Annotated in this window: 24 protein-coding genes; 16 read left to right on the top strand and 8 right to left on the bottom strand. The window is 71.7% G+C overall.

Annotated features, from left to right (window positions below; all coding sequences use genetic code 11):
- Window positions 1–9 precede the first annotated feature (9 nt).
- The gene (locus N1032_RS16385; RefSeq protein WP_259540255.1) at window positions 10–957 is read right to left on the bottom strand and encodes a LysR family transcriptional regulator; all 948 of its coding nucleotides are present in this window, start codon (window positions 955–957) and stop codon (window positions 10–12) included.
- A gap of 81 nt (window positions 958–1,038) precedes the next feature.
- Here N1032_RS16385 and N1032_RS16380 point away from each other — a divergent pair, with 81 nt between their 5' ends.
- Complete coding sequence (locus N1032_RS16380) at window positions 1,039–2,139, top strand: aminotransferase class V-fold PLP-dependent enzyme (RefSeq protein WP_259540254.1); 1,101 nt, start codon at window positions 1,039–1,041, stop codon at window positions 2,137–2,139.
- Between the two features lie 94 nt (window positions 2,140–2,233).
- Here the strand turns inward: N1032_RS16380 and N1032_RS16375 are convergent, their stop codons facing one another.
- The 3 genes from N1032_RS16375 to N1032_RS16365 form a co-directional block, all read right to left on the bottom strand.
- Window positions 2,234–2,662, bottom strand: a complete 429-nt coding sequence (locus tag N1032_RS16375; protein WP_259540253.1) for an NUDIX hydrolase — start codon at window positions 2,660–2,662, stop codon at window positions 2,234–2,236.
- 65 nt (window positions 2,663–2,727) lie between these two features.
- Entirely contained in the window at window positions 2,728–4,074 is a 1,347-nt protein-coding gene (locus tag N1032_RS16370) for a glutamyl-tRNA reductase (RefSeq protein ID WP_259540252.1), read from the bottom strand.
- Between the two features lie 46 nt (window positions 4,075–4,120).
- Window positions 4,121–5,377, bottom strand: coding sequence for a hypothetical protein (locus N1032_RS16365; RefSeq protein WP_259540251.1), 1,257 nt, complete (start codon window positions 5,375–5,377; stop codon window positions 4,121–4,123).
- Window positions 5,378–5,519: 142 nt separating this feature from the next.
- On the opposite strand from N1032_RS16365, the gene hemE reads away from it, so the two are divergent.
- The 9 genes from hemE (at window position 5,520) to N1032_RS16320 (ending at window position 13,102) form a co-directional block, all read left to right on the top strand.
- Window positions 5,520–6,659 carry a uroporphyrinogen decarboxylase gene (hemE, locus tag N1032_RS16360; protein ID WP_259540250.1) on the top strand — a complete coding sequence of 380 codons (1,140 nt, stop codon included), beginning with the start codon at window positions 5,520–5,522 and terminating at the stop codon, window positions 6,657–6,659.
- 2 nt (window positions 6,660–6,661) lie between these two features.
- Window positions 6,662–8,155 (top strand): protoporphyrinogen oxidase, encoded by a 1,494-nt coding sequence (hemG, locus tag N1032_RS16355; protein WP_259540249.1) that lies wholly within the window; start codon window positions 6,662–6,664, stop codon window positions 8,153–8,155.
- 82 nt (window positions 8,156–8,237) lie between these two features.
- Window positions 8,238–8,672 (top strand): YtxH domain-containing protein, encoded by a 435-nt coding sequence (locus tag N1032_RS16350; protein ID WP_259540248.1) that lies wholly within the window; start codon window positions 8,238–8,240, stop codon window positions 8,670–8,672.
- A complete protein-coding gene (locus N1032_RS16345) occupies window positions 8,669–9,076 on the top strand; it encodes a phage holin family protein (RefSeq protein ID WP_259540247.1) in 408 nt (135 codons plus the stop codon). The genes N1032_RS16350 and N1032_RS16345 overlap by 4 nt, the downstream gene beginning before the upstream one ends.
- The gene (locus N1032_RS16340) at window positions 9,073–9,375 is read left to right on the top strand and encodes a DUF3618 domain-containing protein (RefSeq protein WP_259540246.1); all 303 of its coding nucleotides are present in this window, start codon (window positions 9,073–9,075) and stop codon (window positions 9,373–9,375) included. The genes N1032_RS16345 and N1032_RS16340 overlap by 4 nt, the downstream gene beginning before the upstream one ends.
- Before the next feature lie 35 nt (window positions 9,376–9,410).
- A complete protein-coding gene (gene hemQ, locus N1032_RS16335; RefSeq protein WP_259540245.1) occupies window positions 9,411–10,154 on the top strand; it encodes a hydrogen peroxide-dependent heme synthase in 744 nt (247 codons plus the stop codon).
- On the top strand, window positions 10,151–11,317 hold the full coding sequence (locus N1032_RS16330) for a ferrochelatase (protein WP_259540244.1): 1,167 nt from the start codon (window positions 10,151–10,153) through the stop codon (window positions 11,315–11,317). The genes hemQ and N1032_RS16330 overlap by 4 nt, the downstream gene beginning before the upstream one ends.
- Window positions 11,298–12,314, top strand: coding sequence for a hydroxymethylbilane synthase (hemC, locus tag N1032_RS16325; protein ID WP_259540243.1), 1,017 nt, complete (start codon window positions 11,298–11,300; stop codon window positions 12,312–12,314). The genes N1032_RS16330 and hemC overlap by 20 nt, the downstream gene beginning before the upstream one ends.
- Window positions 12,311–13,102: a uroporphyrinogen-III synthase gene (locus N1032_RS16320; RefSeq protein WP_259540242.1), complete on the top strand. Its 792-nt coding sequence runs from the start codon at window positions 12,311–12,313 to the stop codon at window positions 13,100–13,102. The genes hemC and N1032_RS16320 overlap by 4 nt, the downstream gene beginning before the upstream one ends.
- A gap of 36 nt (window positions 13,103–13,138) precedes the next feature.
- On the opposite strand, the gene N1032_RS16315 is transcribed toward N1032_RS16320, so the two are convergent.
- Window positions 13,139–13,771, bottom strand: a complete 633-nt coding sequence (locus N1032_RS16315) for an alpha-ketoglutarate-dependent dioxygenase AlkB (RefSeq protein WP_259540241.1) — start codon at window positions 13,769–13,771, stop codon at window positions 13,139–13,141.
- Between the two features lie 107 nt (window positions 13,772–13,878).
- Between N1032_RS16315 and N1032_RS16310 the strand changes: the two genes are divergently transcribed.
- The 6 genes from N1032_RS16310 (at window position 13,879) to N1032_RS16285 (ending at window position 19,483) form a co-directional block, all read left to right on the top strand.
- Window positions 13,879–15,588, top strand: coding sequence for an FAD-dependent oxidoreductase (locus tag N1032_RS16310; RefSeq protein ID WP_259540240.1), 1,710 nt, complete (start codon window positions 13,879–13,881; stop codon window positions 15,586–15,588).
- 56 nt (window positions 15,589–15,644) lie between these two features.
- Window positions 15,645–16,274: an ArsR/SmtB family transcription factor gene (locus N1032_RS16305; protein ID WP_259540239.1), complete on the top strand. Its 630-nt coding sequence runs from the start codon at window positions 15,645–15,647 to the stop codon at window positions 16,272–16,274.
- A 1-nt stretch (window position 16,275) separates the two neighbouring features.
- On the top strand, window positions 16,276–16,512 hold the full coding sequence (locus N1032_RS16300) for a hypothetical protein (protein ID WP_259540238.1): 237 nt from the start codon (window positions 16,276–16,278) through the stop codon (window positions 16,510–16,512).
- A 111-nt stretch (window positions 16,513–16,623) separates the two neighbouring features.
- A complete protein-coding gene (gene hemB, locus N1032_RS16295) occupies window positions 16,624–17,622 on the top strand; it encodes a porphobilinogen synthase (protein WP_259540237.1) in 999 nt (332 codons plus the stop codon).
- The gene (gene hemL / locus N1032_RS16290) at window positions 17,619–18,995 is read left to right on the top strand and encodes a glutamate-1-semialdehyde 2,1-aminomutase (RefSeq protein WP_259540236.1); all 1,377 of its coding nucleotides are present in this window, start codon (window positions 17,619–17,621) and stop codon (window positions 18,993–18,995) included. Before hemB ends, hemL begins: the two co-directional genes overlap by 4 nt.
- 113 nt (window positions 18,996–19,108) lie before the next feature.
- The gene (locus N1032_RS16285) at window positions 19,109–19,483 is read left to right on the top strand and encodes a hypothetical protein (protein WP_259540235.1); all 375 of its coding nucleotides are present in this window, start codon (window positions 19,109–19,111) and stop codon (window positions 19,481–19,483) included.
- Window positions 19,484–19,852: 369 nt separating this feature from the next.
- Here N1032_RS16285 and N1032_RS16280 read toward each other — a convergent pair whose 3' ends face one another.
- From N1032_RS16280 to N1032_RS16270, 3 genes are read right to left on the bottom strand one after another with little or no spacing between them, the layout of a single operon-like run.
- Window positions 19,853–20,848 (bottom strand): MDR family oxidoreductase, encoded by a 996-nt coding sequence (locus N1032_RS16280; RefSeq protein ID WP_259540234.1) that lies wholly within the window; start codon window positions 20,846–20,848, stop codon window positions 19,853–19,855.
- A 55-nt stretch (window positions 20,849–20,903) separates the two neighbouring features.
- A complete protein-coding gene (locus N1032_RS16275) occupies window positions 20,904–21,707 on the bottom strand; it encodes an ABC transporter permease (RefSeq protein ID WP_259540233.1) in 804 nt (267 codons plus the stop codon).
- The gene (locus N1032_RS16270) at window positions 21,704–22,606 is read right to left on the bottom strand and encodes an ABC transporter ATP-binding protein (RefSeq protein WP_259540232.1); all 903 of its coding nucleotides are present in this window, start codon (window positions 22,604–22,606) and stop codon (window positions 21,704–21,706) included. The genes N1032_RS16275 and N1032_RS16270 overlap by 4 nt, the downstream gene beginning before the upstream one ends.
- Window positions 22,607–22,678: the final 72 nt, after the last annotated feature.

Genomic DNA, 22,678 nt, shown 5'->3' with positions numbered 1-22,678 from the left:
GCGGGCGGCCTAGGCCGCGGTGGACCGCAGCAGGCGCAGGGTCTCCCGCACGGCGGGGATGTGGTCGGCGCCCGGACGCGTGACGGCCACGATGACGCGGTGGTCATGCCCCGTCGTGGGCAGCGCGACGACTCCGGCGGGCACGGGCGACGCGGTGAGCGCGAGCGCCGGCAGCAGTGCCACGCCGAGGCCGGCTGCGACCATGCTCATCACGGCGACGAAGTTGTCGGTCTCGAAGGCGATGGCGGGCGCGAAGCCGCTGCGCGCGCAGGAGTCGAGCAAGTGGCTGCGGCAGCGCGGGCACCCGGCGATCCAGTTCTCGGCGCGGAAGTCGGCGAGGTCGACGCGGTGCGCGGGGGCGGCATCCGTCACCCCGGGGTGACCCTCCGGTGCCAGCAGCAGGATGTCGTCGCGCATCAGGCGATGCACGACCAGCCCGTCGGCGCTGTCGTGGAACGGGTCGTTGCGGTCGGCGGGGTGATGGAACGCGATCGCGATGTCGCTCAACCCGTCGCGCACCCCGGCGACGGCCTCGGGCGGTTCGGCCTCGAGGTAGGTGAACTGCACGCCGGCGTGCTCGGCGCCCATCACCTGGATCAGCCGCGGAACGATGGTCGACGACGCCGACGGAAAAGCCGACAGCCGCACCCGCCCGGCGCGCAGGCCCGCGAGATCGGAGAGCTCGCCCGCGGCCGAATCCAGTGCCGTCAGCACGGCGCCGGCGTGACGGGCGATGACCTCCCCGGCGTCGGTGAGCCGGATGCCGCGGCCCGACCGGGTCACGAGCGGCATGCCGAGGCGCGCCTCCACCCGTCTCAACTGCTGGCTGACGGCGGGCTGGCTGAAGCCGAGCACGGCGGCGGCGCGGGTGATGGAGCCGTATTCGGCGATGGCGGCGATGACCCGCAGTGTCTGTGAGTCGAGGTCGAACGCGCTCGCCGGCGGAGTGAGGGTCATGCACAAACCATAACGCGAGGTTATGCCGACCATGCGATGCTGGGCGTTGTCGAATGAATCGTGCTCCGTCACGCTAGGAGCATGGTGCTGAGCGCGGTCGTCGGAGCGGAGCCCGCCGCGAGCGAGCCCGAGCTGCTCTCGGTGGCGGAACTCCGCACCCACTTCTCCGTGCGCCCGGGCTACCTCGCCGCCTGCCTGATCGGCGTGCCGCCCCGGGAGTCGGTGCAGGCTCTCACGGCCGACCTCGCCACCTGGGAAGAGGGTCATCGGCAGCCCGCGGTCTACGGCGCAGCGGTCGAGCGCGCGCGGGCCGCCTTCGCGCGGCTGGTGCACGTGTCGGCCGACGAGGTGGCGGTCGGGTCGCAGGCATCCGTGTCGGTCGCCATGATCGCGGCCTCGTTGCCCGAGGGCAGCGAGGTGCTGGCGGTTGAGGGCGACTTCAGCTCGATGGTCTACCCGTTCCTGGTGCAGCAGCAGCTCGGCCGCATCTCGGTGCGGTGCGTTCCGCTGGCCGAGCTCGCGGGCGCCATCCGGTCGACGACGACTCTGGTGTCGTTCTCGCTCGTGCAGTCGGCGACGGGCGAGATCGCCGACGCCGATGCGGTGCTGGCCGCGGCCGCGCGGTGCGGCACGGCCACCCTCTGCGACACCACGCAGGCGACGGGCTGGATGCCGGTCGACGCGAGGCGCTTCGACGCCACCGTCTGTCACGCCTACAAGTGGCTGTGCTCGCCCCGGGGCGCGTCGTTCATGACCGTGCGGCCCGATTTCGCCGCCCGGCTCGCTCCCATCGCCGCTGGCTGGTACGCCGGCGACGACGTGTGGGGGTCGTGCTACGGCCCCGGCATGCAGCTCGCCGCCAGCGCCCGCCGGTTCGACGTGTCGCCCGCCTGGCCGGCCTGGATCGGCACCGCCCCCACCCTCGAGCTCTTCGCGGCTGCCGACATCGCGGCCGTGCAGCGGCACACGGTGGGCCTCGCCGACGAGCTGTGCCGTCGGCTCGACGTGCCCGAAGCGCACAGCGCGATCGTGACCTGGCCCGATGCCGACGGACGGGCGATCGCCGCCTTGACCACCGCGGATGTCGCGGCCTCGGCGCGCGCCGGGCGGGCGCGGGTGGCGTTCCACCTGTGGAACGACGAGGCCGACGTCGACCGCGTCTGCGCGGTACTCGGGGCGTAAGGGGCCCGAGGCTCAGTCGACCGGCACAGGCGACCAGCCTCAGTCGACGAGGCCCAGTCGGCCAGCCTCAGTCGACCAGCCCAGTCGACCGGCCTCAGTCGACGAGGTCGAGCGCGACCAGCCGGCGCAGGGTCTCGGCGCCGGCGGGCGGACAGCGGTGCTCGTCGGCCGAGGTGACCCAGTGCAGGGCGTCGACCTCGCTCGAGGCCACGGGGGTGTCGCCCGTGGAGCCGGCGAACACCTGCATCTCGACCAGTCGGCCCTCGGGCTCGCCATGGGCCTGCACCGAGACGGTGAACAACGGGCGCAAGCTCGCCGGGTCGACCGTGACGCTCACCTCTTCGAACGCCTCGCGCGCAGCGGCCTGCTCCGCGGTCTCACCGGGGTCGATCTTGCCGCCCGGCATGTAGTGCACGTCGCGGCCCCGCGCCGTCACCATGAGCAGCCGCCGGTCACGGATGAGCGCCAGCGCGGCCACCCGGATCGGCGCGAGCGTCTCTCCCGGCAGGCGGTTCGTGGTCACGCGGAGGCACCTCGAGGGGCACCGTCGGGCGCGGTCAGCGCGTGCGGCCGCGGCATCCGCTCGCCTCAGCCCTCGGCGGAGCGTCGGTAGTGCTCGAGCGACACCGCGTCGGGCGAGTGCTGGTCATCGGCTGCGGCAGCGGCGGTCGCGGCACGCTCGGCGGCGGCGGATCCCAGCCCGAACAGCGTCTCGACGGCGGCGAACACCTCGTCGGCGCGGCCGTCGCGGGCGAGCTCGCGGGCACGCACCGAGGGGGAGTGCAGGATGACGCCCACCAGGTGGCGCAGGGCGCGCTCGGTGCTCTCGGCCGACTCGCCGCGCGACCGCGAGCGGTCGATCTCGGCGTCGAGCAGGTCGAACAGGTGCGAGCGCAGGGCGACCACCGCGGGGGTCACGGCGGCCTCGGCCTTGCCGGCGCGGTATTCGGCGGCGGCCTGGTCGACGAGGGCCCGGGCATCCGACTCGGCGTTCAATTCGTCGAGGGGGGCGTGCAGGCTGATGGTCTCAAGGTCGAGCAGTTCGGTGCCGGCGACCGAGGCGACCGAGGGGTCGACGTTGCGGGGCAGCCCGAGGTCGATCACGAGACGCCGGGGCAGCGCGCCGGGCAGTGTGACGGCGGTCTCGAGATGCGCGGCGTCGAGCACGACCGTGTCGGCGGTGCTGCAGGTGATCACGACGTCGGCCGTGGCGATGGCGTCGAGAAAACCGTCGGCGGCCACCGGCTCGAGGCCCTGCTTGGCCGCGAACACGACGGCCCGGCCTGAGGGCGAGAACACCCGGATGTCGCTGACTCCGCGGTCGCGCAGGTTCGCGAGCGTGACGCGCGCGTATTGCCCCGTGCCGACCAGGAGCACCCGGGTCTGGGCCCAATCGGTGACGCGGCTCTCGGCCAGATCGAGGGCGAGGCGCGCGAGTGAGCGGCCGGCGCCACCGAGACCGGTCTTCGTCTTGACGCCGCGCGAGGTGTGCGAGGCGCGCTGGAAGAGCCGCTCGAGGTCGGACGACGTGGTGCCTTCGACCCGGGCGGTGCTGAGCGCACGCTTGACCTGGCCGGCGATCTCGTCTTCACCGACGACGACCGACTCGAGCCCCGACGACACGGCGAACAGGTGGTCGGCCACGTTGTCGCCGCACAGCACGGTGAGCGAGTCACGCAGCTCGCCGACATCCGTTCCCGACGCGCTGCTGAACGACTCGGCCGCCTCTTCGACCGCGAGCGAGATGCCGGCGGTGACGGGCTCATCGATGTCGAGGTAGGCCTCGAAGCGGTTGCAGGTGGCCAGAACGACCGCGCCCTGCACGAACGAGCTCTGCGCCACCAGGTCGCGGGCGACGTCGGCGGTGCCCACCGACAGCTTCTCGAGAAGATCGAAGCTCGCGTTCCGGTGGTTCGCGGTCAGGCAGATGAGCACTGGGTAATTGTACGCCCGCCGAGCATGTGCCCCGACTGAACACCGGTCAATCCCAGAGCACCACCGGGGTCTCGCTCGCCATGTCGACCGACGGCTGGCCGAGCGACGGCCCGAAGAGCAGGTCGCAGGTGCCGGTCTCGCCGTTCTGCGAGCACTGCGCCGACACGTCGATGCCGCCGATGAACTCGCCCTGGGCGAGCGTGGGGTTGTCGTAGCTGAGCGTCGGTTCGAGCGAGTCGATGGTGGTGCTGCTGTCAGCCGTGAGCGAGCGCGTGATGGTGCCGTCGGTGAGCACGGTGCCATCGTCGAGCGTGGCCGGAAGGTCGAGCCCGCAGCCGGCGGCGAGCGTGGTCGACGCGATGCAGGCGTCGACGGCCGAACGCACGAGCGCGCGGAACTGCTGCGTGGCGGCATCCGTCAGCACCGGATCGATGCCCTGGAGGTCGACGGTGCCGAACGGCTCGGTGGCCAGCACGACGGTCTCGCCCGAGAGCGCGAAGTTCGGCAGGGTCGTCGCGAGCTGGTAGGCGCCCGGGAACACCTCGAACTCGTCGCCCTCGGCGGGCTGCCCGTTGACGGTGAAGCCGAGCCCGTCGAACTTCGACACCGACAGATACGACGTGCCGCCGGTGACCTGCCAGACGCCGTCGTCGTCGTAGTCGAGCACGCCGAACTCGCTCTGCACGGGGGTGTCGCCGAGACGATAGGCCACGGTGACGTCGCCCGAGCCGTTGCCGACGGTCTCGTCGAGCACCTCGATCTCGCTGATCGGGGCGAGGGCCACGGATGCCGCGAGCACCTCGTCGGTGAGCAGGGTGTCATCGCTCGGCGCGGAACTCAGCAGCGCGAGTGCCGCGTCGGCGTCGCCCTCGGAGAGCGCCGTGAGGTAGTCGGTGACGGCGTCGGAGGGCGAGGCCGATGCCCCGCCGGTGCCGTCGCCCGAATCGCCGGCGTCGCTGCCGCTCGAGGACACGAGCGCGCGCACCACGACGAGCACGATCACGAGCACCACGATCACGACCACGGCGATGCCGCCGGCCACGATGCCGATGATGGCTCCGGTGCCGAGCCCGCGCTTGGGCGGCGGTGCGGCGGAGTAGGGCGGGTAGGCGCCGGGCGGGAGCGGCTGGCCGGGGGCAGCCTGGCCGAGCAAGGGTTGGCTGTGAAGGGGTTGGCCGGGCGTCGGTGGAACCGAAGCGCCCGCCTGCCCCAGCGACTCGGGCAGCGGCGGCAGCCCCTGCGATGCGTTGTCGCGCGTCGCCTCGTTCGGCTCGTCGTTCTCAGGTCGTCGGTCGTCGGTCATGCAGGCCCCCCGGTTCGCCCCCTTGTCTACCACTGTTCCGCTCGGCTCCGTCGCCGCGAGTCGCGCAGACCTAGTGCCCTGACCCCCGCCCCCAGAGCCCCGCGCCCGCCGGCGCCCCAGCCCCTCGCCGTAGGATGTTCCGGTGACTCTGCCCGCGACGCATCCGCTCTCCGACGGCCGCACGGCCGACGCTCCCCTCGTCACCACCTACCGGGGCACGCGCGGACCGGTCACCCCGGTGTGGTTCATGCGGCAGGCCGGCCGCTCGCTTCCCGAATACCGTGAGCTCCGCGTCGGCACCCGCATGCTCGACGCCTGCCTCGACCCCGAGCTCGCGAGCGAGATCACCCTGCAGCCCGTGCGGCGCCACCACGTCGATGCGGCCATCTTCTTCAGCGACATCGTCATTCCGCTGCGGCTCGCGGGCGTCGACGTCGACATCGAACCCGGTCGTGGGCCGGTGCTCGCGAGCCCCGTTCGAACGGCGGCGGATGTCGCGAACCTGCCGTCGCCGGCGGGCGCCGACTTCTCGGCCATCGAGGCGGGCGTGGCCCGCACCGTCGCCCAGCTCGGCTCGACGCCGCTGATCGGTTTCGCCGGAGCCCCTTTCACGCTCGCCGCCTACCTCGTCGAGGGCGGTCCGTCGAAAGACCACCTGCGCGCCCGCACCCTCATGCACGCCGACCCCGACTCGTGGGCCGCGCTGCTCCGCTGGGCGGCCGAGGTCACCGGGCGGTTCCTGCGCGCGCAGGTGCTCGCCGGAGCGAGCGCCGGCCAGCTCTTCGACTCCTGGGTCGGCTCGCTCTCGAAGGCCGACTACGTGCAGCGCGTCGCCCCGCACTCCGCCGCGGCGATCAGCCACATCACCGACCTCGGGGTGCCCACCGTGCACTTCGGCGTGGGCAGCGGCGAGGTGCTGAAGCCCATGCACGACATCGGCGTCGACGTGATGGGCGTCGACTGGCGCATCCCGCTGGATGTCGCCTCCGAACGACTGGGCGGCGGCGTGACCCTGCAGGGCAACGTCGACCCCGCACTGCTCGCCGCGCCATGGCCGGTGCTCGAGGCACATGTGCTCGACGTGCTCGAGCGAGGGCGTCGCGCCCCGGCCCACGTGCTCAACCTCGGTCACGGAGTGCCGCCCGAGACCGACCCCGACGTGCTGACCCGCATCGTCGAGCTCGTGCACGCCCAGGGGAACGCGCCCGAGGCTCCTGAGCACGCGCCCGCGCCCGTTGTCGAGCCAGCGCCGACATCCGGCGCCGCCCGCGAAGGCCGCTGACCGTGGCCGACCCGCAGCCCGTCGACGTGGTGGTGATCGGCGGCGGCGTCGCCGGCCTCGTCGTCGCCCGCCAGCTGGCCCATCTCGGGCAGTCGGTGGTGGTGGTCGAGGCGCGCGACACCCTCGGCGGCTTCGTCGCCACGCACGAGGTCGCCGGCGTGCGCCTCGACTCCGGCGCCGAGAGCTTCGCCACCCGCAAGGGCACCGTGGCCGCCCTCGCGACCGACGTCGGTCTCGCCGACGCGATCGTGACGCCGAACCCGGCCGGGGCATGGGTCGCCTGGAACGGCGGATCGGCGCCGCTGCCGGCAGCCGGCATCCTGGGCATTCCCGGGGTGCCGCTCGCCGACGACGTGCGCCGGGTCATCGGCTGGCGCGGCGCCCTGCGTGCCTACCTCGACCGTCTGATGCCGATCGTGCGAGTGCGCCCCGAGACCGATCTCGGCGACATCGTGCGCCGCCGCATGGGCCGGCTCGTGCTCGAGCGGCTCGTGCTGCCGGTGGTGGCGGGCGTGCACTCGGCCGACCCGTCGGTGGTCGACGTGCACACGGTCGCGCCCGGGCTCACCCAGGCGATGACGACCCAGGGGTCGCTCTCGGGCGCCGTGATGGCGTTGCGTGAGCAGGCGCCCGCGGGGTCGCAAGTGCAGGGCATCGCGGGCGGCATGTTCCGGCTGATCGAGGCGCTCGAGGCCGACTGCCGCTTCTTCGGGGTGCAGTTCCGCACCGGCACCCGGGTGGCCGCCATCGCGCGGTCGACGGATGCCGCGGGAGAGCCCTCGGGCTTCACCGTCGACACCGAGCCCGCCGACTCCGCCATCACGGGCCCGGATGCCGCAGAGACCCTCCAGGCGCGCGCGGTCGTCGTGGCCACCGGCTTCCGGCCCGGGCTCGAGCTGCTCGGCGAGGCGGGGCTCGCCCAGGCGCTTGCGGCCCCCGAGGAGTGGCCCGACCCGGCGTCGGTCACTCTCGCCACCCTGGTGATCGACGACGCCCGGCTCGACGCGCGCCCGCGCGGCACCGGCGTGCTCGTGGCGCCCGGAACCCCGGGGGTGACGGCGAAGGCGATCACCCACTCGAGCGCGAAGTGGGAGTGGCTGGCCGACTCGCTGCCGGCGCACCGGCACGTGTTGCGCCTGTCGTACGGGCGGCGGAACGCGGCATCCGCCGACTCCGTCGACACGAGCGACGGGCAGGTGGTCGACCGGGAGACCGCGGTGCAGGATGCCTCGGCGCTGCTCGGCGTGCCCCTGGCCGACGCCGACGTGGCCGGTTTCGCGGTCACCCGGTGGGACGACTCGCTCGCCTTCGCGACCGTCGGCCACAAGGCCCGGGTGCGGCAGGCGCTCGACGCTGTCGCCGAGGTGCCCGGGCTCGAGGTGGTGGGCGCGTGGGTGTCGGGAACGGGGCTCGCGGCCACCGTCGAGCACGCGCGTTCCACCGCGTCGGGGCTCGCGGCCGAACTGCGGGGCGACCGCCGCATCGACGGGGACTGACGCGTCCGCCGCGCCATGCGGCCTCAGAGTCAGGGGACTACGCTTGTGGCTGACCCTGCACTCGCGATCGATCGGAGTTCACATGCGCGGAAAGATCATCTTCGTCGTCGGGCTGGCAACCGGGTACGTGCTCGGAACGCGGGCCGGACGCGAGCGGTACGAACAGATCAAGGCGGGCGCGGCGAAGGTGTGGAACACGCCCACCGTGCAGTCGGGCGTGCACACCGTGCAGGAGTTCGCCGGAGCCAGGGTCGACACCGTGAAGGCAGATCTTTCGCAGAAGGCGCGCAACGCGCTCGCGGCGCTGATCGGGCGCGACCCGCTCACCGGGCCGCAGCAGTCGACGGCCGCGAGCAAGGCCGGGTCGACGCGAGCCAAGCCGGTGACCAAGCCCGTCGCGGCCGCCGCCACGAAGCCGGCGACTCCCGCCACGGCCAAGCCCGCGACGCCGAAGCCCGCTGAGCCCGAAGCCGCGGCCGAGCCCGCAGATGAGAACAAGGAAGAGAGCGACAAGTGACTGAAGAACGCGACAAACGAGCGCGTCGTTCGCTCGTCTCGCTCTTCGCCGAGCTGCCGACGCTGATCATCCAGCTGCTCAAAGACGAGATCGAGAACCTCAAGCGCGAGCTCACCGCCCGCCTCGCCAAGCTCGGCATCGGCATCGGCCTGTTCGTCTTCGCCGCGTTGCTGGCCTTCTTCGCCCTGGCCACCCTGATCGCCGCCGCCGTGCTCGGCATCGCCACCGCCCTGCCCGCCTGGCTCGCTGCCCTCATCGTGGCCGGCGGCCTGCTGCTGGTGGCCGTCATCCTGGTGCTGATCGGGCTGTCGTCGGTGAAGAAGGGCCTGCCGGTCGTGCCCGAAGACGCCATCACCAGCATCAAGAAAGACATCAACACGGTCAAGGGATTGGGTCAGCCATGAGTGACGTCGCGAAGCCCACGAGCGCGGATGCCGCGAAACCCGCCGCACCCCAGCGCAGCAAGGCCGAACTGCACGCCGACATCGAGAAGACACGGGCCGACCTCAAGGCCACCCTCGACGCCATCGAGTTCAAGCTCAACGTGCCGAAGCAGGCCCGCCATGCGGCCCATCGGCTGAAGAGCAGCATCAATCGCTTCCGCGCGCAGAATCCGGTCGGATTCACCGCCGCCGCGGTCGGCGCCGTGGCAGCGGTGGGGGCCGCCGCGGTGCTCGGCTTCCGGTTCGCGTCGAAGAAGTAGTTCCACCATCACCGCACCAATCACGAAGAAGGATCATGACTGACCCGACAGTCGAAGACGCTCAGGCGTTCGTCACCCGCGATGTCGAAGATTCCGAGACGGTCCCCGCCGTCGGCTACACGCTCTGGGCGGTGTTCCGCCGCAACCCCGAGGAGTCGCTGGGGCTCGACGGCACCGACGTGCCCGACGCCATCGGCCAGCTCGACGACGCGATCGTGTCGATCGAAGAAGAAGACGTCATGCTGCGGGGCCTCTACGACGTCTCCGGCCTGCGCGCCGACGCCGACGTGATGGTCTGGCTGCACGGCAGCGCGCCCGAGACGCTGCAGTGGGCACTGCGCCAGTTGCGGCGCACCCGCGTGTTCGCGCCCCTGCTGCCCACCTGGAACGCGATGGGCGTTCACCGCGACGCCGAGTTCTCGGCCAACCACCTGCCGGCCTTCATGCGCGGCAAGGAGCCGGCCGCCTGGCTCACGGTCTACCCGTTCGTGCGCTCCTACGAGTGGTACCTGCTGCCCGAAGACGAGCGGCGTGCCATGCTCGCCGACCACGGCCGCAAGGGCTCGCAATACCGCTCGGTGCTCACCAACACGGTCGCCTCGTTCGCGCTCGGCGACTACGAGTGGATCCTGGCCCTCGAAGACGATGAGCTCACCAACCTGGTCGACCTGATGCGCCACCTGCGTGCGACGGATGCCCGCATGCACGTGCGTGAGGAGGTTCCGTTCTTCACCGGCCGGCGCATCGCCACGGCGGAGATCGTCGAGGTGCTGCAATGACCCTCGTGCGCGACGCCAGCCCGGCGGCGGCCGACGGGCCGGAGCACGTCACCGAGCCCACCGCCTACGACGCCATCCTGCTCGCCTCCTTCGGCGGACCGGAGGGGCAAGACGACGTCATCCCCTTCCTGCGTAACGTCACACGCGGCCGGGGCATCCCCGACGAACGGCTCGAAGAGGTCGCGCACCACTACCGCGCCTTCGGCGGCGTGAGCCCCATCAACGACCAGAACCGCCGGCTGAAAGCCGCGCTCGAGGCCGAGCTGGCCGACCGCGGCATCGATCTGCCGGTGCTCTGGGGCAACCGCAACTGGGATCCCTACCTGCGCGAAGCCCTAATCGACGCCGGCGAACGCGGCTACCGATCGCTCATCGCCATCGCGACGAGCGCCTACAGCTCCTACTCCAGCTGCCGTCAATACCGCGAGGACTTCGCCGCGGCCCTCGACGAGACCGGCCTCTCGGGCACGATCACCATCGACAAGGTGCGGCAGTTCTTCGACCACCCCGGTTTCGTGCAGCCGTTCATCGACGGCGTCTTCTCCGCGATCGCCGAGTTCGAGCAGCGCTTCGAGGGCATCGACGTGACGCGTGAGATCGAGGTGCTGTTCACGACGCACTCGATCCCGAGCGCCGACGCCGAGCGGTCGGGGCCTGCTGCGCGCGGGTTCGGGCCCGAGGGGGCGTATGCCGCCCAGCACCGTGCGGTGGCCGAGGTCGTGATGGCCGCGGCGACCGGGGGCGTCGACATCCCGTGGCAACTGGTCTACCAGTCGCGTTCCGGCCCGCCGACCCAGCCGTGGCTCGAGCCCGACATCAACGACGCCATTGCCGAGCTGCCCGCCCGCGGAGTGAAGGCCGTCGTTATCGTGCCGCTCGGTTTCGTGAGCGACCACATGGAAGTGATGTGGGATCTCGACAACGAGGCGCTCGAGTCGTGCGAGGAGCACGGGCTCGCCGGCATCCGGGTGCCCACCCCCGGCGTCGACCCGAACTACGTCTCCGGTCTCGTCGACCTCGTGCTCGAGCGCGTCAACGGCACGCCCGTCGACGACCGCGCCTCGCTCACCGACCTCGGCCCCTGGTATGACGTGTGCCGCCCGGGGTGTTGCGAGAACGTGCGGCTGGGCTTCAAGCCCGCCGATGCGGGGCTGGCCCCGTGACCACCAGGGTGAGGAAAGCAGCGTGACGACGGCCCTTCGCATCGCCACTCGTGGCAGTGCACTCGCGCGCGCCCAGACCGGCCTGGTGGCGGCGGCGCTCACCGAGGCCACCGGCGCCGAGATCGAGATCGTCATCATCACCTCGGAGGGCGACCGCTCGAAGGAGTCGCTCGCGAGTCTCGGCGGCACCGGGGTGTTCGCGAGCGCCCTGCGCGAAGCGCTCGTGGCGGGTGACTGCGACCTGATCGTGCACTCCCTCAAAGACCTGCCGACCGCGCCCTACCCGGGCCTCGTGATCGGGGCGGTTCCGGAGCGCGAAGACGCGCGCGACGCCCTCTGCACGCGGGAGGGTCTGACCCTCGACGAGCTGCCGGAAGGTGCGCGGGTCGGCACCGGGTCGCCTCGCCGCGTCGCCCAGCTGCTCAGCCTGCGGCCCGATCTCACGATCGTCGACATCCGGGGCAATGTCGACACCCGGCTGGGCCGGCTGACCGACGGAGATCTCGACGCCGTCGTGCTCGCGTCAGCGGGGCTCGGAAGGCTGGGTAGGCTAGACGCAGCAACCGAACTCTTCGCACTCGACCTCTGGCCCACCGCGCCGGGGCAGGGTGCGCTGGCGATCGAAACCCGAGAGGGAGACAGCATTCCCGAGTTGTTGAGCATCGAGCACACGCCGACGCGCACGGCCGTTCTCGCCGAGCGCTCGGTGCTGGCTGCGCTGGAAGCCGGATGCGCCGCGCCGGTGGGCGCGACCGCGACCGTGCACGGCGACGAGCTGCGCCTCTCGGCCACGGTGTATCAGGCCGACGGCGAGGCCGAACTCGGCTGCGAACGCTCGGCGGAACTGCTCGGCGACGACCACCTCGTGGCCGAGCTGCTCGGTCAGGCCGTGGCGGCCCAGCTGCTCGAAGACGGCGCGGCCGAACTGGCCCCCGTCGGCGGCGCGGCCGCGAACGGCGGCCACGGCGAAGACTACTGGCCGGGCGGGTCGGAATGACGGCATGGTCGCAGCGGCCGCTCGGCGGCTGGCGCATCCTGGTTCCGCGTGGCGGCCCGTGGGGGCACGGCGTCGCGGCCGATCTGCGTGCCGTCGGCGCGAAGCCCATCGTGGCGCCGATGATCAACTTCGCCCCCACCGAAGACGCCGAGACGCTGGAGCGCGCGCTCGAGGCACTGGCGGCCGGCTCGTTCGACTGGCTCACCATGACCAGCGCCACGACGGTCGACGTGCTGACCGCCCATCAGGCCACCGTGCCGTCGTCGACCCACATCGCCGCGGTCGGCGAGACCACGGCCGCGGCGCTCATGGCCGCCGGCTACACGGTCGACCTGGTGCCGCCCGAAGACAACTCGGCGAAGGGCCTGCTGCGCGAACTGAAGCGATTCGAGCAGTTCGGCCCCGAGCTGCGCGTGCTCACCTTGCGCAGTGACATCGCGAAGCCCGTGCTGACCGAGGGCCTCATCAAGCGCGGCCACACCGTGGAATCGGTGGTGGCCTATCGCACCATCGGCGTGGAGGTCGATCCGCAGATCCGCGCCGACATCGCCGCCGGGGCGATCGACGCCGTCATGGTGACCTCGGGGTCGGTGGCCGAGCAGGTGCAACTGCAGCTCGGCCCGATTCCCGAGAGCACCCTCGTCGCCGCGATCGGCCCGCGCACCGCCGAAGACGCCCGGGCCTACGGCCTGCGCGTCGACGTGATCGCCAAAGGCCGTTCGGCCGAGTCGCTCATCAACGCGGTGATCGAGGTGGCGAACGCTCGCCGAGCCGCCGTCGACTCCTGAGCCGGGGCCTCTCGCCCGCGTCGGCCACACCGGCGGTCACTTCGGCCACACCGGCCGGAACTGCACGCTGATGCGCGGCCCCACCGCCTGCTTCGTCTTGAGGATGGCGTGCTCGTGGGTGCGCTGGCAGCTGCCGCCCATCACCACCAGGTCGCCGTGGCCCACCGGGAAGCGCAGCGTCTCGCCCCCGCCTTTCGGCCGCAGCGAGAGCGTGCGCGCCGCCCCCACCGACACGATGGCCACCATCGTGTCGCGGTCGATCGTGCGGCCCACCCGGTCGCCGTGCCAGGCGACGCTGTCGTCGCCCGTGCGATAGAAGCACAGACCCGCGGTGTCGAACACCTGGCCGGGTGGCCGGCCGTAGTAGTCGTTGAGGGCGTGCTGCGCCCGTGTGAGCACCGTATCGGGATAGGCAGCACCCGAGCCGAAGTGCGACACCAGCCGGGGCACGTCGACGACCCGGTCGTACATCTCGCGGCGGTCGGCGTGCCACGGCACATCCACCGCGAGCCGTTCGAACAGCGCGTCGGAGTTCGTGACCCAGCCCGGCCGCAGGTCGACCCACGCGCCGGCGTCGAGCATGGTGCGTTCGACGGTGCCCGGCAGTTCTTCGAGCTCGGGGTCGGCGTCGATGTCGTCGAAGAGCGAGGTCTGGAAGTCGAGATTCATGGAAGACAGCTTAGCCATATTCGAACATATGTTCGAAGAGTGTTCGTGTCGCATGCGTTCGACGAATACACGATGACCGCGACACGCGCTTCGCCTAGGGTTGCCGCATGACGACCCCCGATCCCGAGCTGAACGCCGAGCCCGACCCCATTCCGGATGCCGACCCCCGACAGTCGGTCGGCCCCGAGCTCGACCCCGCCCAGCTCACCCGGCTGCGCGCCTACGGCACGCCGGCCGAGGTCGCGGAGGGCGACATCCTGTTCCGCACCGGCGACCGCAGCTACGACCTCGTCGTGATCGAGACCGGGCGCGTCGACATCGTGCGCGAGGCCACCCGCGATGCCCCCGAGAGCGTGATCGTGACGCACGGGCCAGGCCGCTTCCTCGGGGAGCTCAACCTGCTCACCGGTCAGACGGTGTTCGTGACCGCGCGGGTCACCGAGGGCGGGCGCATCCATCGCATCGCCCCCGACCGCTTCCGGGTGCTGATGGCCGAAGACGGCGAGCTCTCCGACGTGATCCTGCGCACCCTTCTCGCGCGTCGCCGGCTGCTGCAGGAGAGCGAGGCGCAGCGCAGCCTCGAGATCATCGGCACCCCGCTCTCGAGCGCTTCGCTCGCTCTGCGCACCTGGGTGGCGCGGCTCGACCTGCCGCACCTGTGGTTCGACTCGGAGTCGATGGCCGGCATCGCGCTCATGCGCACGACGTCGGTGGCGGCATCCGATCTGCCGGCGGTGCTGCTGCACGACCGCATCCTGCGGAACGCGACCCCGGGCGAGGTGGCCGAGCAGCTGGGGCTCAGCTACCAGCCGCAGTCGCGCGACTCGGTCGACCTCGCGGTGATCGGCGGCGGCCCGGCCGGGTTGGCAGCCGCTGTCTACGGGGCGTCGGAGGGGCTGCGCACCGTGCTGCTGGATGCCGTGGGCCCGGGCGGCCAGGCGGCGGCGAGCTCGCGCATCGAGAACTACCTCGGCTTTCCGAACGGGCTGAGCGGCGCCGACCTCACCGGCCGAGCTGCCGTGCAGGCCGTGAAGTTCGGCGCCCAGCTGTTCAGCCCGTGCGAGGTCGTGGCCCTCGACACGGGCGCCGATCGGCTGCTGCTCTCGCTCTCCGACGGCACCGAGGTGTCGGCGAAGTCGGTGGTGATCGCCTCGGGGGCGCGTTATCGCGCGCTGCCGCTCGAGCGCTGGGCCGACTTCGAGGGCGCGGGCATCTACTACGCGGCGACGGCGCTCGAGGCCCGGGAGTGCGGCGCGCGGCCGGTGGCCGTGGTGGGCGGGGCGAACTCGGCCGGTCAGGCAGCCCTCTATCTCGCGGGGCTCGGCAGCCGCGTGTGCCTGGTGGTGCGCGGCGACGATCTCTCGGCCGGCATGTCGAACTACCTCGTCGAGCGGCTGAAGGCCGACGAGCGGGTGGCCATCCACGTCGGCGCCGAGGTGACGGGGCTCGAGGGGGGAAGCTCGCTCGCGACGATCGAGGTCACCCATCGCGCCACCGGAGAGACCAGCCGGCACGAATGCCACGGGCTGTTCTGCTTCATCGGCGCCCGGCCGGCGACCTCGTGGCTGACGGGCGTGGCGGTCGACGAGAACGGGTTCGTGCGCACCGACGGGGCGCTCGCGGCCGACGACCTGGGTGAGGCCTGGGACGTGCTGGGGCGGCATCCGCTGCCCTTCGAAACGAGCGTGCCGGGAGTGTTCGCCGCCGGCGACGTGCGGCTCGGCTCGATGAAGCGGGTGGCGGCGGCCGTGGGCGAGGGGGCGAGCGCGGTGGCCTCGGTGCACGTGGCGATCGGATCGGCGGGGGTGCGCGCCTGATCGCGAACCGCAAAGAAACATTTGCAAAGTAGTCTTTGCAACGGTATCTTTGCATTATGGACGACGAGAGAGAACCCGAACCCCGGCCCGCGGGCCGTCGCATCGACATGACGTCGTTGAAGGGTCTCGCGCATCCGCTGCGGGTGCAGATTCTCGACGCCCTGTCGGTCTACGGTCCGCAGACGGCGAGCGGCCTGGCCGAGCGCCTCGGCGAGTCGAGCGGCTCGACGAGCTACCACCTTCGGCAACTCGCGCGGCACGATTTCGTGCGCGAGATCCCGGGCCGGGGCTCGGGCCGCGACCGCTGGTGGGAGCGCCCGCCCGGCGGCATCGAGCTCGATTCGCGTGCGCTGCCCGACACGGCGGCCGCGCGGGCCGCGAGCGACCTCGTCGAGTGGGAATGGGAACGTCAGCGGCAGGCGCTGTTCCACGACTTCATCCGCCGCCGCGACCAGGAGCTGCCGAAGGAGTGGGTGGACTCCAACATGGTGTCGACCATGAACGCGCAACTGACGGCCGAGCAGTTGCGCGAGGTCGTCGACGAGATCGAGGGCGTGATGCAGCGCTTCCTCGAGCGCCATCGCGACCAGCGCAACAACCCCGTGCCGGGCTCCCGGCCGGTGCAGTTCCAGTTCAACGCCTTCCCCGTCATGGACGGGGTCGAAGAGCCCAAGGAGAGTGAATGAGATGTCCACCATCACCCAGGCCGTTCGCTCGGGCCGGCCGCGGGGGCTGAGTCTCCTCGCCATCCGGTTCGGCATGCAACTCGTCGTGTGGGGGCGCCGGCGGGCAACCGCGGATGCCGGTCACGTCGCGTTCGAGGCCGAGTCGACCGGTGTGCGGCGCGAGCGTGAACTCGCCCGGCACGCGGCCGTGGCCGAGCGGGAGCGGGCGCTCGCGCAGAGCCGCATGATCATCCGCTGAGCAGGCGGGGCGGCATCCGGTGCCGTCGGTGGGGCCTGTGCCGCGGCATCCGGTGTCGTCGGCTGGGCCGCATCGACCTGACGGTCAGCGGGCCGATCTAAGCTGGAGTTCATGAACTCAGGCTCCTTTCCCGAGGTGCGCCCGCGCCGTCTGCGCAGCACTCCGGCCATGCGCCGGCTGGTCGCCGAGACCCGCATCGACCCGGCGCAGCTCATCCTCCCGCTGTTCGTGCGCGACGACATCGTCGAGCCGGTCGCCCTGCAGTCGATGCCGGGGGTCGTGCAGCACACGTTCGACAGCCTGCGCGGCGCGGTCACCGAGGCCGCCGAGGTTGGGCTGGGGGGCGTGATGCTGTTCGGCGTTCCGGCCGACTCGGCCAAAGACGCCGCCGGAACCGCGGCGACCGACCCCGACGGCGTGCTCAACGCGGCCACCCGGGTGGTGGCCGAGGAGGTGGGCGACGCGATCGTGGTGCAGACCGACCTGTGCCTCGACGAGTTCACCGATCACGGCCATTGCGGTGTGCTCGATGCATCCGGAGCCGTCGACAACGACGCCACTCTCGAGCGCTACCGCGACATGGCCATCGAGCAGGCGCGGGCCGGCTCGCAGCTGCTCGGCCTGTCGGGAATGATGGACGGCCAGGTCCAAGCGGTGCGCTCCGCCCTCGACGGCGAGGGGTTCGAGGGCGTGGCCGTGCTCGCCTACGCCGCGAAGTACGCGTCGGCGTTCTACGGCCCGTTCCGCGAGGCCGTGGGGTCGACCTTGCGCGGCGACCGCAAGACCTATCAGCTCGACCCGGCCAACCGGCGGGAAGGGCTGCGCGAAGCCGAGCTCGACGTCGCCGAGGGCGCCGACATCGTGATGGTGAAGCCGGCGCTGAGCTACCTCGACCTGGTGGCCGATGTGTCGGCGGCGGTTCCCGTTCCGGTCTGGGCCTACCAGGTGTCAGGCGAATACGCGATGATCGAGGCCGCCGCCGCCAACGGGTGGATCGACCGCGACCGCGCCATCCTCGAATCGCTCACCAGCATCCGCCGCGCCGGCGCCGAGGCCGTGCTCACCTATTGGGCGGTCGAGGTCGCTCGCGGCCTGAAGGGGCTCCGATGACCACCAGCAACGCCGAGCAGTTCGAGCGTGCCCAGCGATCCATCCCCGGCGGGGTCAACTCGCCCGTGCGGGCGTTCCGCTCGGTGGGCGGCACGCCGCGGTTCCTCGTGTCGGCGCGCGGGCCCTACGTCACCGACTCGGAGGGCGTCGAATACGTCGACCTCGTGAGCTCGTGGGGGCCCGCCATCCTGGGCCACGCGCATCCCGAGGTCGTCGCCGCGGTTCAGGATGCCGCCACGCGCGGCCTCTCGTTCGGCGCCACCACTCCGGCCGAGACCGACCTGGCTGAGCTCGTGCGCGAGCGCATCGTGGCGGGCGGCGTGCACCCGATCGAGAAGCTGCGGCTGGTGTCGACCGGCACCGAGGCGACGATGACGGCCATCCGGCTCGCGCGCGGCGTCACCGGGCGCGACGTGCTGATCAAGTTCGCCGGGCACTACCACGGGCATTCCGACTCGCTGCTTGCCGAGGCCGGTTCGGGGCTCGCGACCCTCGCCCTGCCGGCGTCGGCCGGGGTTCCCGCGGCCACCGCGGCCCTCACGATCGTGCTGCCCTACAACGAACTCGACGCCGTGCGCCGGGTGTTCGCCGATCGCGGCGACGAGATCGCTGCGATCATCGTCGAGGCCGCGCCCGCCAACATGGGCGTCGTGCCGCCGCGCCCGGGCTACAACGCGGCGCTCGCCGACATCGCGCACGCCCACGGCGCGCTGCTCATCGTCGACGAGGTGCTCACCGGTTTCCGGGTGGGCCCGGCCGGCTGGTGGGGGCTCGAGAACGCGGGCCCGCTCGCGGCGGAGCTGCCCGAGGAAGCACCGCACGGCGGCACCGTGCCGGGCTACGTGCCCGATCTCGTGACGTTCGGCAAGGTCATCGGCGGCGGCATGCCGCTGGCGGCGCTCGGCGGCCGGGCCGACGTGATGGACCACCTCGCCCCGCTCGGCCTGGTCTACCAGGCCGGCACCCTCTCGGGAAACCCGATCGCGGTGGCGGCCGGCATCACCACCCTGCGCCTGGCCGACGCCGACGTCTACGCGGCGCTCGACGCGACCGCCCTGACGGTGTCGACCGCGGTGTCGTCGGCGCTCGAGGCGGCCGGCGTCGCGCACAGCGTGCAGCGGGCCGGCAATCTATTCAGCTTCACTTTCGGGTCGTCGCGCGCGCCCCAGAACTACGCCGATGTGCAGGCGCAGCAGGCATATCGGTATGCCCCGTTCTTCCACGCGATGCTCGACGGGGGTGTCTCGTTGCCGCCGTCGGTCTACGAGGCCTGGTTCGTGTCGGCGGCGCACGACGAGGCCGCCATCGAGCGGATCGTCGCGGCGCTCCCGGGGGCGGCGGCTGCTGCGGCGTCGGCCGTCGCTCCCCGATGAGGCTTCGGTTCTCCGGGGTCATCCGGAGCTCTCGGGGCAGATTCCCGAATCGTTATATATCCCCGTCGGGCAAATCCTGCCGTTCTTCAGGCTGACCACGGCAGACTAGAAACATGGCCGTTCTCTTCGTCCACACCGATCGCCTCGAGATCCGCCTGACGCGCGCAGAAAAGATCCTGTCGTTCCGCCGCACCGACATCGTGGTGCCGCTCGAGAGCATCCGCTCGGCGGCACTCACCGACGATCCGTGGGTGTGGGTGCGCGGCATCCGGGCCCCTGGTGCGGCGATTCCGCTGACGCTGGCGGTCGGCACGTGGAAGTTCCACGACGGCAAAGACTTCTTGCTCGTGAAGGGAACGCGCACCTCGGTGGTCATCGACCTCGAGGAGCAGGAGTTCTCGCGCATCATCGTCACCACGTCGCACTCGATCGAGCTGCTGCGTGCGCTGCGCCTGCCGCCCCTGGAGGGCACCGAGATCATCGACTGAGGCGCGGGGCGGGCCGCCGCGCGCGGCGCCGCTGTCGCTGGTGCGGCCTCGTGGGCTCGGCGTCTCCGCGCGCCCGTTTTGGTGCGGCGCGCCGGTTAGGATGGGCGCGCACGCACACGATGGGCGCGATCGCTCGTGGGGCGAGCGTGCTGGGGTGGGTCGGGATGTCGGCGTCGGTTGCACCGCGGCATTGGTCGCGCCCGTTTGGACTCGGCGCGCCGGTCGCGATGGGTGCGGAGGGACAGAATGGGCGCGACCGGGCGGTGGTGAGCCGGGGGCGGGGCGAGCCGCGCAAGCCGGGCGGGCAGGGAGGGCCGTGCGAGTCGGGCGGGCGCGCCCGGGCGAGGCGAGTGGGGGCGAGGCCGCCGGTCAGGCGTTGACGTCGACGACGATGCGGCCCGCGACCCGGCCGGCGAGGATCTGCTCGGCTACGTCGAGGGCGCCGGCGAGCGGCACGGTGGTGGTCAGGGAGTCGACCTTGTCGAAGTCGAGTTCGGCGGCGAGGTCGGTCCAGGCGCGGGTGCGGAGGGCGATGGGCGCCTCGACCGAGTTCGCGCCGGTCAGCGTCACCGCCCGCAGGATGAAGGGCATCACGGATGCCGGCAGGTCGCCGCCCTGCGCGAGTCCGCACGCCACGACGGTGCCGCCGTAGGTGGTCTGCGCGAGCACGTTGGCGAGCGTGTGGCTGCCGACCGAGTCGATCGCGCCCGCCCAGACCTGGCTCTGCAGGGGCTTGCCGGGCTCGGAGAGGGTCGCGCGATCGATGATGCGGGCGGCGCCGAGGCCGGTGAGGTACTGCGACTGCTCGTCGGCACGACCGGTCGAAGCGGCCACCGAATAGCCACGGCCGGCGAGGAGCGAGATGGCGAACGAGCCGAGACCGCCCGCGGCGCCGGTGACGAGAACCTCACCCGACTCCGGCGTGACCCCGGCGTCTTCCAGCGCCAGCACGCCGATCATGGCGGTGAAGCCGGCGGTGCCGATCGCGGCCGCCCGCGCGGCCGACACGCCCTGCGGAACCGGCACCAGCGCATCCGGTCGCACCCGCCCTTTCTGCGCCAGGCCGCCGTGGCGGCTCTCTCCGGCGCCGTCGCCGTTCAGCACCACCAGGTCGCCGGCAGTGAACCGCGGCGACCGCGACGAGGTCACCCGCCCGACGATGTCGACGCCGGGAATCAGGGGCCACTCGCGCAGCACGCCGGGTCGCCCGGCCAAGGCGAGACCGTCTTTGTAGTTGATGCTCGAGAACAGCACGTCGAGATCGACCGCCTCGGGGCCGCCGGAGCCCTCGAAGAACTCCTCGTCGTCGAGCTCGAGCAGGCGCCCGTTCGCGCCCTTCTCCGTCACCACGATCGCTGTGCTCACGATGCCTCTGTCGCCTGTCGTGTCGTTGCCGTCGTCTTCACGCTAGTCCTGCGCGTCAGCTGACGTCGCGGCGCCAGCTCGTGAAGTAGCCGATCACGGTCGCGACGGCGGCGATACCGGCGAGCACCAGGCCGCCCTGCCACCAGTCGAGCGACACCGACGACGGCGAGAGCATGGTGTAGACGCTCGCCCCGACGAGCGCATCGCTCGCCGACCCGGGCAGGAACTGCCCGAGCTGGGCCGACCAGTCGGTGAAGCTCGCCGCGGCACGCAACAGCGGTTCGACGAACTGGGTGAACGCCAGCACGATCACGATCGCGGCGATCTGACTCGGCACCAGGGCGCCGAGGCCCACGCCGATGGCCGACCAGAGGGCCATCGCGAGCACCGAGCGGCCGACGAAGGCCCAGGTCTCGGCGTCGCCGAGCAGCGGGTCGATGCCGAAGGCGGAGAGCACCGAGGCCCCCGCCCCGATCGAGGCGATCAGCGCGATGACCCCGAAGACGGCGCCCGCGAGCAGCAGGGTGAGCACCTTGGCGCCGAGCACGATCCCGCGACGGGGCGTGGCCAGGAACGTCGGGGTGAGCGACTGGAAGCGGAACTCGCTCGTCACGGCGAGCGCGCCGAGCAGCACGGGGAAGACGTAGCCCACCGACGTGGCGAAGCTGTAGATGAGTTGCGGCAGTTGCGCCTCGGGAATGGGCGGGCCGTTGTTCGACGAGCCGACACCGCCGAAGATGGCGCCCAGTCCGCCGGCGCAGAGCGCGACGTAGCCCACCATGATGAGGGCCAGCACCCACCAGAGGCGCGTGCTCAGCAGTTTCGTGATCTCGGAGTGCACGGCGGCGAAGAAGCTCACAGCGAGCCCTCCTCTCCGACGAGGGTGAGGAACGACTCTTCGAGCCCCGTTCGCTTCTGCGAGAGGCCGGTGAGCGGGATGCCGGCCGCGAAGGCGAGGCGCCCGATCTCCGCCGCCTCGGCGTTCTCGACCAGCACGCCCGACCGCAGGTTCGACACCTGGTAGCCCGCCTGCCGGATGACCTCGGCCAGGCGGTCGCGGTCGTCGGCGTTGACCTGCACCTGCTTCGAATCGGAGACGTCGAGGCTCGACAGCTCACCCCGGTGCACCAGTTTTCCGTGCGAGATGATGATGACGTCGTCGACGGTCTGCTGCACCTCGCTCAACAGGTGTGAACTGATCAGCACCGTGCGGCCCTCGGCCGCCATCGCGCGCAGCAGCAGGCGGATCCACTTGATGCCCTCGGGGTCCAGGCCGTTGATCGGCTCGTCGAGCACGAGCACCGACGGATCGCCGAGCAGGGCGAAGGCGAGACCGAGCCGCTGGCGCATGCCCAGCGAATAGCCGCCGACCCGCCGTTTGGCGTAGGCCGAGAGACCCACCTTCTCGAGGGCGGCATCCGGAGCCGTTTTCGGCAAGCCGGCTGCTTGCGCATAGACCGCGAGGTGGTTGCGCGCCGACCGCCCGGGGTGGAAGCTCGCCGCCTCGAGGGATGCGCCGACCGTGCGCAGCGGTGAGGCGAGACGGCCGTACGGCGTGCCCCCGAAGGTGGCCGTGCCCGAGCTCGGCCGCACGAGGCCGAGCAGCATGCGGAGCGACGTGGTCTTGCCGGCGCCGTTCGGGCCGAGGAATCCGGTGACCTGACCGGGTTCGATCACGACCGAGAGATCGGAGACGGCGTCGACGTTTCCGAACGACTTCGTCAGGTGAGCGAATTCGATGGGTACGCCGGTGGGCATTGGTGTCCTTCGGTGTCCGGAAGCAGAGCGTGCGCTCGTTAGCGCGCTTCCAGCCTAGGGGTGGCCCTCACG

The sequence above is a fragment of the Herbiconiux daphne genome (genome assembly GCF_024979295.1).
Classification (GTDB): domain Bacteria; phylum Actinomycetota; class Actinomycetes; order Actinomycetales; family Microbacteriaceae; genus Herbiconiux; species Herbiconiux daphnes.
The sequence above is the reverse complement of the archived record's forward strand: the minus strand, read 5'-3'. Positions and strand labels throughout refer to the sequence as shown.